The organism is Lacticaseibacillus suihuaensis, assembly GCF_054785075.1.
In genome coordinates this window covers 145,569-157,643 of record NZ_BAAGBJ010000003.1, presented here as the reverse complement: position 1 = coordinate 157,643, position 12,075 = coordinate 145,569, and the positions used below count along the sequence as shown (strand labels likewise).

The window sequence follows — 12,075 nt, the reverse complement described above, 5'->3', positions numbered from 1 at the left end:
TTGCAGGGGGCGGCGTTTTTGATTGACGGTGCGGCGTGTTTCCATACGTTCGCGACACCCCTGCCGCTGATTCACCCTGGTGTGACGAAGATTCAACCGAGCTTTTCTGTAAATGATTGTTTTTTGCGTGAAAAAACGTTACGATGGTCGCAACACAAAGGGGGATACAACATGGCCAATGAATTTCCACAAGTCCTGACTATCGCGGGGGTTGACAGCGACGGCTCGGCCGGCGCCCAGGCCGACCTGCACAGCTTCTTCATGCGCGGCACTTACGGCACCCTGATTCTGACCGCCGCGGTCGCCGGCAACTCCTACGGCATTCACGATGCCGCCTTGATGACCAACACCTTCATCGATCACCAATTCGACGCCTTGGCGGCCGATCTCAAGATTCGCGCCTGCAAAACCGGTATGCTGGCCAACGCCGCGATGATCTCGGACGTCGCGCGGAACCTGACGAAGTACGACTTCGGACCGCTGGTGCTCGACCCGGTGATCTCGACCAAGCACGGCAACCTGCTGATGGAAAGCGACGCCTTCGAGACGCTCAAAAAGGAGCTGATCCCGCTGGCGACGGTGATCACCCCGAACTTCTACGAGGCGGAACACCTGACCGGCATGACGCTGGACACCCCTGAGCAGATTGTCGACGCCGCCCAGGCCATTCGCGCGATGGGGGCCAAGAACGTGGTGCTCAAGGGGCGCCACGACAGCGACCAGCAGACCGAGGTTCGCGATTACGTGCTGCTTGAAAGCGGCCGCGCCTTTTGGCTGACCGGCCCCTACTTCGCCACCGACCGCAAGAACGGCACCGGCGATTCGCTGTCGGCGGTCATCACCGCGGAGCTTGGCAAGGGCAACAGCGTTGAGGACGCGATCCGCATCGCCAAGCGCTTCGTCGACACCGCGATCCAAAACGAAATCGCCGTCGGCCACCAGTTCGGCCCAATCAACCACTGGGCCAATCCGCTGGTCAATCCCAGGGCGTAGCGCCGCGCATTTAGCGGGACGGTTAGCCTAGCCGGGGCGCTTGGGCCCGACCTTGGCCCGAGTGACGCGGCGTAGCTAAACGCTCCCGCGTTGCGGCGAGCAGCCCGACGACCCAGGGCGTAGCGCCGCGCATTTAGCGGGGTACCTAGCGCAGCACTGGCGCTTGGCGCGGTCCTTGCGCCGAGTGACAGCGCAAGCAGGGTAACCCGCGTTGCGGCGAAAAGCCCGACGACCCAGGGCGCAGCGCCGCGCATTTAGCGGGACGGTTAGCCTAGCCGTGGCGCGTGGCCCGACCTTGGCCCGAGTGACGCGGCGTAGCTAAACGCTCCCGCGTTGCGGCGAGCAGCCCGACGGCGCAGACTTGAAGCAAACGCAAAAACGGCAGTCCCCGCAATGTTGTGGGAACTGCCGTTTTGATGTCTTGATTCACTTGGCTCGCCAGGCCGTGACGCACTCGGCCACCGCCATCACAATCAGGGTGATGCCCAGCACCCGCAGCATCAGTAAGATGGTGTGAAACGGGTTGAACAACAAGAACACCCCGGCCGCCACGACAATGATGCCGTAGACGATGCTCGGCCACGTCGCGGTGTTGACATACTGCTGGCGCTGCTTGGCCCCGGCGATGCGCTGCACCCCGTACAGGACCAGCATCAGCCCGACTAGCGCCGGCAAGAGGCTGACGGCCGTTTGCAAAAGCACCAGCACCAGTAAGGCGGCGATGGCGTAACCCGCCGCGCGGCCCCAGGCCAGACCGGTGGCCTCGCCCCGGCTGCGCCGGCGCAAAGCGCCGATGGCGGCCGCCCCGGCCATCGCCAGCAGTCCCAGCGTGATCAGGTACTTCACGACGGCAAAGGCCGCGGCCGGCGCAAGCACCAGCCACACGCCCAACGCGATGAACACGACGGCGCGAAGCGCGGTGGTGCGGCGCAGGTTTGTGATTACATTTTGCATAGTGTCACCTTCCATTAATTCAATGCCCTTAGCTTACCATCGCGGCAAGGGCGGCGCATCCGCCGCTGGGCTGAACTCACCACCCCCGATGGTCCCAAAGCCGGCCGTCGAGCTCGCCTTGGGCCTGCTCGAGGCGCCTTGCCTGGGCCTTTGCAAAGGCGGCCAGCTCGGCGTAAAAGGCCTGGTCTGGGTAGCTCACCGCCTGATGCTCAAGTGCTTGGGCCTGTCCAATCAACCACGCGGTTTCGGCTTCATCCAAGGGTTGTCCCTCCTTCCAGTTCGGCCAGCGCGTCTTGCAGGTTGGCCAAGGCGTCCTGGCGCGTCGCCAGCGTGTCGGCCACCAAGTGCAACCGCGCCGCAAGCGCCGGTTCGGCCGCCTGCTGGTCGGCTCGCTGCCGCAACTGGGTCTGCCACCACGCCGCCACCTGGGCGAAGCTGGTTGGGTCCTGAAGGCTCAAATACTGCTGGTAGCGAACCAACAGCGCCTGATGCGCGGCCGGGCTTTGGTAAGCGAACTGGGCGACGACAAGCTTTGGCAGCAGGTGCATGCCGAGCTTGTTGGTCAAGGCGACGTACGGCGCAAGCAGCGCGTCGAGCGTCACGCCGACACGGCCGCCGGCCTGAAAGGCGGCCTCAGGTTGACCACAGGCGACCACCAGGCCCAGCGTTTTGCCCGCAAGCGCCGCGGTGGCCCCGGGTTGGGCCAGCGTCTGCGTCAGCCAGTTGCCGACAAGCGCCGGGGCCTGGTACCAGTACAGCGGAAACTGCAGCACCAGTCGCTCGCAGCCGGCAAGCTGGGCAACCGGCGTGGCGGCCGGCAGCTCGTGCCAACTGGCGCCTGAAACCGGTGCGGCCGCGGCCTTCAGAAACTGCTGGGTGGTGGATTCGGCCACGGCGGGGTGACCGACAATGATCAGCGTCTTCATGCCAGCCACCCCGCTTTGCTCAAGGCACTCAGCAGCTTTTTTTGCACCGTCGGCAGCGCCTTGCTGTCAAAATCCGCGACCCAGGCCGCGCCGGCCGGATCAAACGCCGCGGTGTCGGCCGCAAGCAGCGTCATCTGCCACTTCTGGTGCGTGAAGGTGTGGGTCACCACCGGACAAGGCGCCGGTGCGAGCCGCACCGATTGGCCGGTTTGAGCGGCAAACCACGCGGCCGCCGCCTCTGGGGTCGCCTCCGGTAGCGCCGCGACCTCAACCAGCGGAAACAGCCACAGCCGCGCCAGCATCCCCTTGGCCGGCCGCTGCTGCATCAGCCAGCCGGCCGGGCTGCGAACCGCCAGGGCGTAGTAATCGATCGGCCGCGGTCGGGCCTTGGGGGTGCGAACCGGAAAATCCTGCACCCGGTTGGTTTTCAGGCTCTCGTCGAAGCGGGCCACCGGCGAATGCGCCGGATCCGAGTCCTTGGCGGTCATGTAGCTTGCGCCGAGGTCCATAATCGCCTGGTTGAAGTCGCCGGGGCGCTCGGGGTCGATCACCTGCTGAATCAACGTCTCGAACACCTGCCGCGTCTTGGGCTTGGTGATGTCGTCGGGAACGCAAAACAGCCGGGCGAACACGCGAAAGGCGTTGCCGTCGACCGCTGGGGTCACCTCCCCAAAGGCGATGCTGGCCACCGCGCCGGCGGTGTAGGGCCCAACGCCCTGAAGCTGCCGCAGCTCGGCGGCGGTGGTCGGCCACGCGCCGTTGCGGTCGATGGCCACTTGCTGCGCCGCTTTTTGCAGGTTGCGAGCCCGTGAGTAGTAGCCCAGCCCCTCCCAGGCCTTCAGCACCGCGGCCTCCGGCGCCTGGGCCAGCGCCGCCACCGTCGGGAACTGCGCGATGAAGTTCAGGTAGTAAGGAATCACGGTCTGCACCTGCGTCTGCTGCAGCATGGTCTCAGACAACAGCACATGGTAAGGCTCGTGGTCTTGCCGCCACGGCAGGTCGCGCCCCTCACGGTCGTACCAGGCCAGAAGCGTCTGGCGAAAGTCGTGAATCTTAGCTTGTGACCAATTCAATGTTGTGCCACCTCCAAAGCCTCATTATACGAAAAGGGGCCGCCCTTTACCACCCGCGTTGCCGCAAGCCGACGAGGTCACATAAGCGGCGAGCTCGCCACGCCGGCAGCAAAAAACCGCCGGGGCTTCCCGACGGTTGGCTCAATCTTGACCGACCGCGGCCAGGCGGCTGGTCATCGCGCGTTTCAAGGCGCAGTCGCGCATCGCGCGAACATGGCCCCGGGCCGCCTGGATGTGATGCTCGGCGCGGGTCTGTTCGGCTAGCGCAACGGCATTCAAAATGCTCAGGTCGCGTTCGATCTGCGTGATCAGGTTACTCATAGGCCCTCCTTTTGGTTGCGGCTGCGGCATACCTTTACTGTACCGGGTTACCCCACCGAATGTAAAAGAATCTGCCTGGCCCGACCCTTGGCTGGCGAACACCCACTCGCGGCAAGCGGCGTCTAGCCTTGCGATTCGCCAACTCACGGTCGCCTGGCGCAAAAAAAACGGCCACCCTTAGCGGTGGTCGCAACAGACAGTCAGGTTAGTTTTCACTTTCCAGCTTCTCGGCGTCCTTGTCGATTGTGGCAAACCCTGACTCGGTCTTCTTAACTGGGTGCTCAGCACGCTTCTTCTCAACTTCCTGAATCAGCGCCTTGCGTTCTTGCTTACTGAGTTTTCCTGCCATCATTCTCGCCTCTTATTCCTTGAATTAGAGTTGAGTGTAAGATCGCGCTCTCGACAGTTCTGTTATACCACTTTTTTTGGCAGTTGGCACATTTAATTGCTAATTCGGTCGCATTAGGCGCCGTGGCGTTCGCGAATGTGACTCTCACCGCTGCCAGTCGGAATAACCTGCAACTGATCCGGAATGCCCTCGCGCAGCGTCTCGACGTGGCTGATGATGCCGATCATGCGCGACTGGCCTTCCAGGCTTTCAAGCGCCTGCATCGCCGTGCTGAGACTGGCGGCGTCCAGCGACCCGAAGCCCTCGTCGATGAACAGCGCATCGATGGCCACGCCACCGGCGACTTGCCCGATCACCTCGCCCAAGGCCAGCGCCAGGCTCAAGGCGGCGATGAAGCTCTCACCGCCCGACAGCGTGTGAACCGAGCGGAGCTGGCCGATCTGATCGTCGTAAATGTCGATTTCAAGCCCCGAGTCGTTGCGGTAGCTGCCCGGGTCGGTGTGCAAGGCGAACTGGTACCGCCCGGCGGTCAGCTGCGTCAGGCGGCCGTTGGCAACCTGCAGCACCCGGTCGAGGTAGGCGCGGAGCACATAGCGTTCCAGCCCGAGCTTTTGCGGATTGTTGCCGTTGACCACCGCGGCGAGGTTGGCGACCACGGCGGCGTCGTCCAAGGCCCGGCGATTTTTGGCGTAGGCCTTGGCGATTTCGTCGCGCAACGCGCGGTTTTGCGTCAGCACCTGCGCCGTCTGCGCTTGATGCGCCTGGGCTTGGGCCAAAACCGCCGCGTCCTCATCGCGCCGCGCGGTCAGCGCCGCGAGGTCGGGTGCGGCGCGGTCGCCGATCTGCTGCAGCGCTTGGGCGAGCAGCGCCTTTTGGGCGGCCTGAGCCTGGGCGGCTTCGCTCAGCTGCGCCTCAAGTGACGCCGCCTCCGCAGTCGCGGCGGCCAAAACCGCAAACTGGGGCGCGGCGGCGCCGAGCTTGGCGTTCAACACCGCGTCGAAGGCCTGCCTGGCCTGCTCCAGGTCGGCCTGTTGGTGGGTCAGCTGTGCCGTTTGGGCGGCAATCGCCGCATCAAGTCGCGTCAAGGCGTCTTGTGCCTGCTGGCGGTCAGTCGTCGCGGCGGTGGTCGCCGCGAAGTGTTGCTGGTGTTCGGCCTGCAAGCCGGCGATCTGCTCGCGCAACGCCGCCGGGGTCGGCGCCGCCTCGGGCAGCTGGGCGGCGGCGGTGTCGGCCGCACCTTGGGCCCGGGCGGCGGCCGTTTCGGCGGCGGCCACCGCCGCTTGCCCGGCCGTCACCGCTGCTTCAGCCGCGTTCGCTGCCGCCGTTTGGGTCGCAAGGGTCTGGCCCAGGCGCGTGCGTTCGGCCGCCTCGCTCGCCACCGCCGCCTCAAGCGTGGTCACGTCGCGCTGGGTGGCGGCCTTCAGCCGCTGGACCGCCGTCTCAGCCGCGTCCGGTGCGGTTTCGGCGGCAATGCCGGTCAGCGCCGCGGCCAGCCGGGCCTGCGCCAGCGTCAACGCTTCGGTCCTGGTCACCTGCGCCGCCACGGTTGTGTTCAAGGCAGCCAGCGCCTGGCTTGTGGCCAGCCGCTTGCCCTCGGCCTCGGCCAGCGCCGCGTCGCTGACCGGGGCCGTGTCAGCGACCGCAGGCTGCGGATGGTCCAGACTGCCGCAAACCGGGCAGGGTACACCGGGGCTTAGCTGGGCCGCAAGCACCGCAATCTGCTGGGTCAGCCGCGCGTCGCGCAGCGTCACGTAGGCCGCAGCCGCGGCCGCGGCCGCCGCAACGGCCGTGCTTTGTTCCGCCTGCTGTGCGGTCAGCTGCTGTTGCAGCGCCGAAAGCTCCGTCGCCTGCTCCTGCCACCGCGCCAGCTGCGGCTGCAGGCCGGCCCAAGTCGTCTGTGCGGCCGCAAGCGCCGGTTGGTGGTCGGCCACCGCGGCAAGCGCGGTCTGAGTCTCGGCCGCAGTGTCCTGGCTTTGTGCCAGGCGCTGAGTCGCGACCGCCGCGTCTTGCCGGGCCGCGGTCAGCTTGCGCTGGGCGGTTGCGGCCTGGGTGGCCGCCGCGGCCGCCTGCTCCAAAAGCGGCTGCAGCCGCTTCAGTGTCTGAACCCGCTCAACGCGTTCGGCGTCTGCGGGTGCAGCTTGGGTCAAAGTCGCGAGTTGCGCCGTCGCTTCGGCCTGCGTCGCCGCGGCGGCCGGCCGCCTGGCCTGATCCTTGGCCAGCGCCGCCTGCTGCAAGGCTTGCGCCTGGGCCATCCGCTTCAGCTGAGCCTGCTGCGGCAGCTGGGCCTGGGCCCATTGCAAAAGCGCCAGCCGCGAACTTGCGGCGGCGCGTTCTGGCGCCGCCGCCTGCAGCTCGGCCAAGGCCGCGGTCGCCGCCGCCTTGGTCGCAAAGGCCGCGGCGAGGCGCTGGCCGAGACTCAGGGCCTCTGTGCTGGCGCCGGCCGCTTGCTTGGCCGCCTCAAGGGCCGCCTGGGCCTGGTCGTTGGCGGCGGCAAGCGTCGCCACCCCGGCGGTCATCGCCGCCAGCTTGTCGGCCATCGGGGCCGTTGCATCCGGCGTCGCCTCTGGGTAGGCGAAGCGCGAGGCCAGGGTGTCCAGGCGATCGGCCTCCTTGGCCACCGCAGCGCCGGTGGTTTTGGCGGCCTGGCGCAGCGCCTGTTGCCAGCGGTCGTACAGCCCAGTGCCAAACAGGCGGCGCAGCAAGGCCTCCTTGTCGTCGCTTTTGGCGTCCAGGAACTGGCGGAACTTGCCCTGCGGTAACAGCACCATCTGGCGGAACTGGTCGGCATCCAGGTGCAGCATGGCCTCAAGGCGCGGTCGAATGTCGCGCAGCTTGGTCCACTGGTTGCGCTCGCTTTCGCCGTCGTACTCGGTCAGGCTCTGGTTGCCCTTGCTGGTGGTGGTGCCGCTGCCCCGCTTTTTGGCCAGCACCTGCTCGGGCTCGCGCCAGATCTGATAGCGCCGGCCGCCGTGGCTGAAGCTCAGCGTGACGCGGGTGACCGCGTCGGTGGCGGCAAAGGCCGACCGCATCTCCGCGCCGCTGCGGTCGTCGCCGGCCGTGGTGCCGTACAAGGCGTAAACCAGCGCGTCGAAAATCGTGGTCTTGCCGCTGCCGGTTTTGCCGCTGATCAAAAACACCGGGGTCTGGGCGAAATGGGTGAAGTCGACCCGCTCGTCGCGGTACGGGCCGAAGTTTTGGATGTGAAGCTGCTCAAGCTGCATCAGTTACCCTCCTGTTTGGCCGCGTCAAGCGCCGCCTTGGCGACCGCCAACTGCGCGTCAGCGAGCGTGTCGCCGGTCACCTGCTGGTAAAAATCGCCAAGCAAAGGCAAGGGTCCGAGGCTCGGATCCGCCGCCGTCGCCCGGTCAAGCGCCACGGCCTGCTGGCGATCGAGCCCGGTCACCCGCGGAAACACCTGCCGAAGCGCCGTCATCACGTTGGGAATCACCGCCATGTCCGTCAGCGTGACGGCCGTGTAGGCGTCGCGGTCGTAGGCGTCACCGGCGGTTGGCGCAGTCAGGTCGGCGAAGCTGGCCGTCAGGTGCTGAAACTCGTGCAGCGGCTTCAGCGCGACGAAGCGCCGCGTCATCGTGTCGGTGTCCAAGATGTAGACCCCTTTTTCCTGCGCGACTTCGGAGGTCGAAAACTTCAAAAGCGAGCCGGCGTACTGAACCCGCGGATCCTGTAGCGCGTTGCGGTTGTGCAGGTGGCCGAGCCCCACGTAATCGAACGCGGCGAGATCCGCCACGTCGACGGCGTCCAGCCCCCCGACCGCGACTTGGGTCTCCGAATCCGAGCGGGTGCTGTTGGCCGCAAAAAAGTGGGCGAACAGCACGTGCTTCTTGGTCGGGTCAAAGGCCACCTCAAGCGCCGTGCTGACTCGGTGCATCGCCTGGTTGATGGTGATCAGGCTGTCGTCTTCAAAGTATTGCCGGGCCGCGACCGGCTCGAAGTACGGCAGCAGGAAAAACTGCACGTCGCCCATGGTCACCGGGGTGAAGGCCTCGGCCAGCTCGGTGTTCAGGTGCAGCCCGGTGGCGTCGAACCACTGCCGCCCGGTGCCCAGCCGCACCGCCGAGTCGTGGTTGCCGGCGATGGCCAACACCGGGTAGTGCAGCTCGCGGTTCAGCCGGTACAGCATCCGGTTGACCTGAGCGACCGCGTCCTCGTTGGCCAGCGCCCGGTCGTAAAGGTCGCCGGCGATTGCAATCGCGTCGACCTGCTCGCGCTTGGCGCAGGCGATCAGCTGCTCGAACACAAAGTCCTGGTCGGCCTGCAGGTCAAAGCCTGCAAGCTTCTTGCCGATGTGCCAGTCGGCCGTGTGTAAAATGCGCATCCTAATGCCTCCATTGTGCGTGATTGCGTTCGGCGCCGCGCCAAGCCAGTGGCGTGATGCCGGTTTGCCCGCCCCACGGGCGGCGCTTGGACTTACGCCGCCCTGCCCGAGCGCGTGTTGCGGAATCCGTTCCTGCACCTATCCAAACACACGTTCAGGTTCCTGTCAACTCCCGCTTCTGCTACACTGAAGGTATCCGATTTGCGAAAGGAATTGAGCATGACTACTCTGATTTTTGACATCGATGGCACCTTGATCGACTCGGTCGCGATGTACCTGCGCGGCCTGCAGCAGACCATGCGCCGCTACAACCGCGCTTACAGCATCGCCGACCTGCGCTTTTCCAACGGCATTCCGTCCAGCGCGACCGCCGAGCGGCTGGGCTTCACCGGTGCGGCCGCCACGGCGATGGTCGCCCAATGGACCCAGGACTCTCAGGCCTTCGCCGACACCGTCGCCTGGTTCCCCGGACTTGAGGCCGTCTTGGCCGAGCTAACCCACCGCAACGTCGCCATGGGCCTGGTCACCTCCAAAAACACCGCGCAGTACGACGTCGACGCCGAGCGCTTCGGCTTCTCGCGCTTCTTTCAAACCGTGGTGCGGGCCCACGACGCGCCGCGCAGCAAGCCCTTCGGCGACCCGATCGAGCTGGCGATGACCCGCCTGAACGCGACCCCCGCAGACGCGGTGTACATCGGCGACACCGCCACCGATGCCCAGGCGGCCCAAGCGGCCGGCGTCCCCTTCGCCTTGTGTACCTGGACCACGCCCGAGCTCGCCGAGCCGGTCGCCCATTACCTGAAGGCGCCGGCCGACCTACTGACGCTGGCCTGAGGCGGCCGTTCGCGCCGGCTCGAAAAGTGCGAGCTTAAAATTTGACGACAAAATTGGCAGGGCTTACACTGACTTTGGATGATTATTCTAGGACAGGGAAGCGGCTCCCGGACAGGGCCGTTGCAATGCCACTGCCCCAGGGGGAATGGCCGGGAGATAAGCATTCCCAGTACCCCCGCCCATACCAAGCCGATTCTGGCTTTCAACACACGTGTTTTCGCGTTACGGCTCCCCTCGATGGGACCGAATACCAGGGTGAACGCCACCACCCACGCGCAGTTCGACTGTCTCTCCTACTCGCTTGCGAGGTAGCTGCGGAGGGGCTCGGCGCGTGGCTTGTTCCAAGCGGCCGCGACTCGGCCTCGTGTCGATTCGCGACCCCCGAAGAATTGCAACCAGCAAGCATCAGGCCAAGGCCACCGGGCGGTACGCCGCCTGGTGGCTTCGGCGACCCCACCGTTTTGCGGTGGGGTTTTTCGTGTTTTCGCGCAACGAAAAAAGGCCCTGCCCGTTGTGGCAGTGCCTTTCGTGGTGTGGCTGGTGATGACCTGTGCCGGGTGCTACTCCCCCGAATCGCGGCCGGCACAGCACTTGCGCTGAGGCAAGTACTGGCCTATTCTACCATTCGGCCGGGACACATGATGTCCGGGCAGCGGCGAATCAGTAGATCTTGGCGACTTGGGCCTGGGCGACCTCGTGGCGCATGAACTCGTCGTAAGTGGTGTCGGCGCGGTCGACCACGCCCTTGGGTCCGACTTCAATCACGTGGTTGGCGATGGTCTGGATGAACTGGTGATCGTGGCTGGTGAAGACCACGGCCCCTGGGAAGTCGATCAAGGCGTCGTTCAGACTGGTGATCGACTCAAGGTCCAGGTGGTTGGTCGGGTCGTCCAACAGCAGGACGTTGGCCTTGCTCAGCATCATTTTGGCCAGGAAGGACCGCACCTTCTCGCCCCCGGACAGCACGGTGACCTTCTTGAGCGGTTCGTCACCGCGAAACAGCATCTGGCCCAAGAAGCCCCGCAGGAAGGTGTTGTCGGACTCCTCCTTGCTGGCGAACTGGCGCAGCCACTCCAGAATGTCGAACCGCTCGTCCGCAAACTCGGGGTTCAGATCCTTGGGCATGTAGGCCCGAGACGTGGTGACGCCCCAGGTGACGGTGCCGGTGTCCGGCTCAATCGCGCCGGCGACGATCTGCATCAGGTAGCTGGTGGTGACATCCGAGCGCGAGATGAACGCGGTTTTGTCGCCGGGACGCAGGATGAACGACACGTTGTCCAAGACCTTTTCGCCTTCGACGGTCAACGAGACGTTCTCGACCCGCAGCAGGTCGTTGCCGATCTCACGCTCCGGCACGAACTTGATGAACGGGTACTTGCGCGAGCTAGGCTTGATGTCGTCCAGCGTGATTTTCTCCAGCTGCTTCTTGCGGGAGGTCGCCTGCTTGGACTTAGAGGCGTTGGCCGAAAACCGCGCGACGAATTCCTGCAGCTGCTTAATCTGCTCTTCCTTCTTCGCGTTAGCGTTGGCGCGAAGCTGCTGGGCGAGCTTGGAGGATTCCATCCAAAAGTCGTAGTTGCCGACGAACAGCTGAATCTTGCCGAAGTCGACGTCGCACATCATCGTGCAGACGGCGTTCAGGAAGTGACGGTCATGTGACACCACCAACACGGTGTTCTCGTAGTCGGCCAAGAAGTCCTCGAGCCAGTCGATGGTCTGCGGGTCAAGCCCGTTGGTCGGCTCGTCAAGCAGCAGCACGTCGGGCTTGCCGAACAGCGCCTGGGCCAAGAGCACCTTGACCTTCTCACCTTCGGACAGCTCGCCCATCAAGGTTTGGTGCTGGCTTTCACCGATGCCCAAGGACTGCAGCAGCTGGCTGGCATCGGATTCGGCGTTCCAGCCGTCCATCTCGGCGAACTCGCCTTCAAGCTCGGCGGCTCGCATCCCCTTGGCCTCGTCGAAGTCCGGATCCGCGTACAGCGCGTCTTTTTCCGTCATCACCTCATACAGGCGAGCGAAGCCCTGCAGCACGGTGTTCAGGACGGTCTGATCGTCGTAGGCGAAGTGATCCTGCTTGAGGCTGCTCATCCGCTCGTGCGGATCGAGCGAGACGGAGCCGGTGGTCGGCGCAAGCTTCCCCTCCAGAATCTTCAGGAACGTGGACTTGCCGGCGCCGTTCGCCCCGATGATGCCGTAGCAGTTGCCCGGCGTGAACTTCAGGTTGACATCCGAGTACAGCGTGCGGTCGGTGAAGGTCATCGACACGTTATTCACAGTAAGCAAAGGTGA

11 protein-coding genes are annotated in these 12,075 nt (G+C 65.1%); 2 read left to right on the top strand and 9 right to left on the bottom strand.

Features of this window, described 5'->3' with window-relative positions:
- Positions 1-171: 171 nt before the first annotated feature.
- Positions 172-993 carry a bifunctional hydroxymethylpyrimidine kinase/phosphomethylpyrimidine kinase gene (gene thiD / locus ACYVRZ_RS04375; protein WP_461225151.1) on the top strand — a complete coding sequence of 274 codons (822 nt, stop codon included), beginning with the start codon at positions 172-174 and terminating at the stop codon, positions 991-993.
- A gap of 426 nt (positions 994-1,419) precedes the next feature.
- On the opposite strand, the gene ACYVRZ_RS04370 is transcribed toward thiD, so the two are convergent.
- The 8 genes from ACYVRZ_RS04370 to ACYVRZ_RS04335 all read right to left on the bottom strand — a co-directional run bounded on the left by ACYVRZ_RS04370 (position 1,420) and on the right by ACYVRZ_RS04335 (position 8,952).
- Complete coding sequence (locus ACYVRZ_RS04370; RefSeq protein WP_461225150.1) at positions 1,420-1,947, bottom strand: DUF308 domain-containing protein; 528 nt, start codon at positions 1,945-1,947, stop codon at positions 1,420-1,422.
- A gap of 76 nt (positions 1,948-2,023) precedes the next feature.
- Positions 2,024-2,206: a hypothetical protein gene (locus ACYVRZ_RS04365; protein ID WP_461225148.1), complete on the bottom strand. Its 183-nt coding sequence runs from the start codon at positions 2,204-2,206 to the stop codon at positions 2,024-2,026.
- Positions 2,199-2,873: an NAD(P)H-dependent oxidoreductase gene (locus ACYVRZ_RS04360; protein ID WP_461225146.1), complete on the bottom strand. Its 675-nt coding sequence runs from the start codon at positions 2,871-2,873 to the stop codon at positions 2,199-2,201. The genes ACYVRZ_RS04365 and ACYVRZ_RS04360 overlap by 8 nt, the downstream gene beginning before the upstream one ends.
- Positions 2,870-3,946 carry an A/G-specific adenine glycosylase gene (gene mutY / locus ACYVRZ_RS04355; protein ID WP_461225144.1) on the bottom strand — a complete coding sequence of 359 codons (1,077 nt, stop codon included), beginning with the start codon at positions 3,944-3,946 and terminating at the stop codon, positions 2,870-2,872. The genes ACYVRZ_RS04360 and mutY overlap by 4 nt, the downstream gene beginning before the upstream one ends.
- Before the next feature lie 141 nt (positions 3,947-4,087).
- Positions 4,088-4,267 (bottom strand): hypothetical protein, encoded by a 180-nt coding sequence (locus ACYVRZ_RS04350; RefSeq protein ID WP_461225142.1) that lies wholly within the window; start codon positions 4,265-4,267, stop codon positions 4,088-4,090.
- A 205-nt stretch (positions 4,268-4,472) separates the two neighbouring features.
- Positions 4,473-4,619: a hypothetical protein gene (locus tag ACYVRZ_RS04345; RefSeq protein WP_262316563.1), complete on the bottom strand. Its 147-nt coding sequence runs from the start codon at positions 4,617-4,619 to the stop codon at positions 4,473-4,475.
- Between the two features lie 110 nt (positions 4,620-4,729).
- Entirely contained in the window at positions 4,730-7,837 is a 3,108-nt protein-coding gene (locus ACYVRZ_RS04340) for an AAA family ATPase (protein ID WP_461225140.1), read from the bottom strand.
- Complete coding sequence (locus ACYVRZ_RS04335) at positions 7,837-8,952, bottom strand: exonuclease SbcCD subunit D (protein WP_461225139.1); 1,116 nt, start codon at positions 8,950-8,952, stop codon at positions 7,837-7,839. Before ACYVRZ_RS04335 ends, ACYVRZ_RS04340 begins: the two co-directional genes overlap by 1 nt.
- A gap of 219 nt (positions 8,953-9,171) precedes the next feature.
- On the opposite strand from ACYVRZ_RS04335, the gene ACYVRZ_RS04330 reads away from it, so the two are divergent.
- On the top strand, positions 9,172-9,786 hold the full coding sequence (locus tag ACYVRZ_RS04330) for an HAD family hydrolase (protein WP_461225137.1): 615 nt from the start codon (positions 9,172-9,174) through the stop codon (positions 9,784-9,786).
- Between the two features lie 660 nt (positions 9,787-10,446).
- Here ACYVRZ_RS04330 and ACYVRZ_RS04325 read toward each other — a convergent pair.
- Positions 10,447-12,069 (bottom strand): ABC-F family ATP-binding cassette domain-containing protein, encoded by a 1,623-nt coding sequence (locus tag ACYVRZ_RS04325; protein ID WP_461225135.1) that lies wholly within the window; start codon positions 12,067-12,069, stop codon positions 10,447-10,449.
- Positions 12,070-12,075: the final 6 nt, after the last annotated feature.

Excerpts from the sequence above, each read along its gene's own strand:
- ACYVRZ_RS04335 (WP_461225139.1), bottom strand. The coding sequence starts at position 8,952 with ATGCGCATTTTACACACGGCCGACTGGCACATCGGCAAGAAGCTTGCA.
- ACYVRZ_RS04370 (WP_461225150.1), bottom strand. The coding sequence starts at position 1,947 with ATGCAAAATGTAATCACAAACCTGCGCCGCACCACCGCGCTTCGCGCC.
- thiD (WP_461225151.1), top strand. The coding sequence starts at position 172 with ATGGCCAATGAATTTCCACAAGTCCTGACTATCGCGGGGGTTGACAGC.
- ACYVRZ_RS04350 (WP_461225142.1), bottom strand. The coding sequence starts at position 4,267 with ATGAGTAACCTGATCACGCAGATCGAACGCGACCTGAGCATTTTGAAT.
- ACYVRZ_RS04345 (WP_262316563.1), bottom strand. The coding sequence starts at position 4,619 with ATGATGGCAGGAAAACTCAGTAAGCAAGAACGCAAGGCGCTGATTCAG.
- ACYVRZ_RS04340 (WP_461225140.1), bottom strand. The coding sequence starts at position 7,837 with ATGCAGCTTGAGCAGCTTCACATCCAAAACTTCGGCCCGTACCGCGAC.
- ACYVRZ_RS04330 (WP_461225137.1), top strand. The coding sequence starts at position 9,172 with ATGACTACTCTGATTTTTGACATCGATGGCACCTTGATCGACTCGGTC.
- ACYVRZ_RS04360 (WP_461225146.1), bottom strand. The coding sequence starts at position 2,873 with ATGAAGACGCTGATCATTGTCGGTCACCCCGCCGTGGCCGAATCCACC.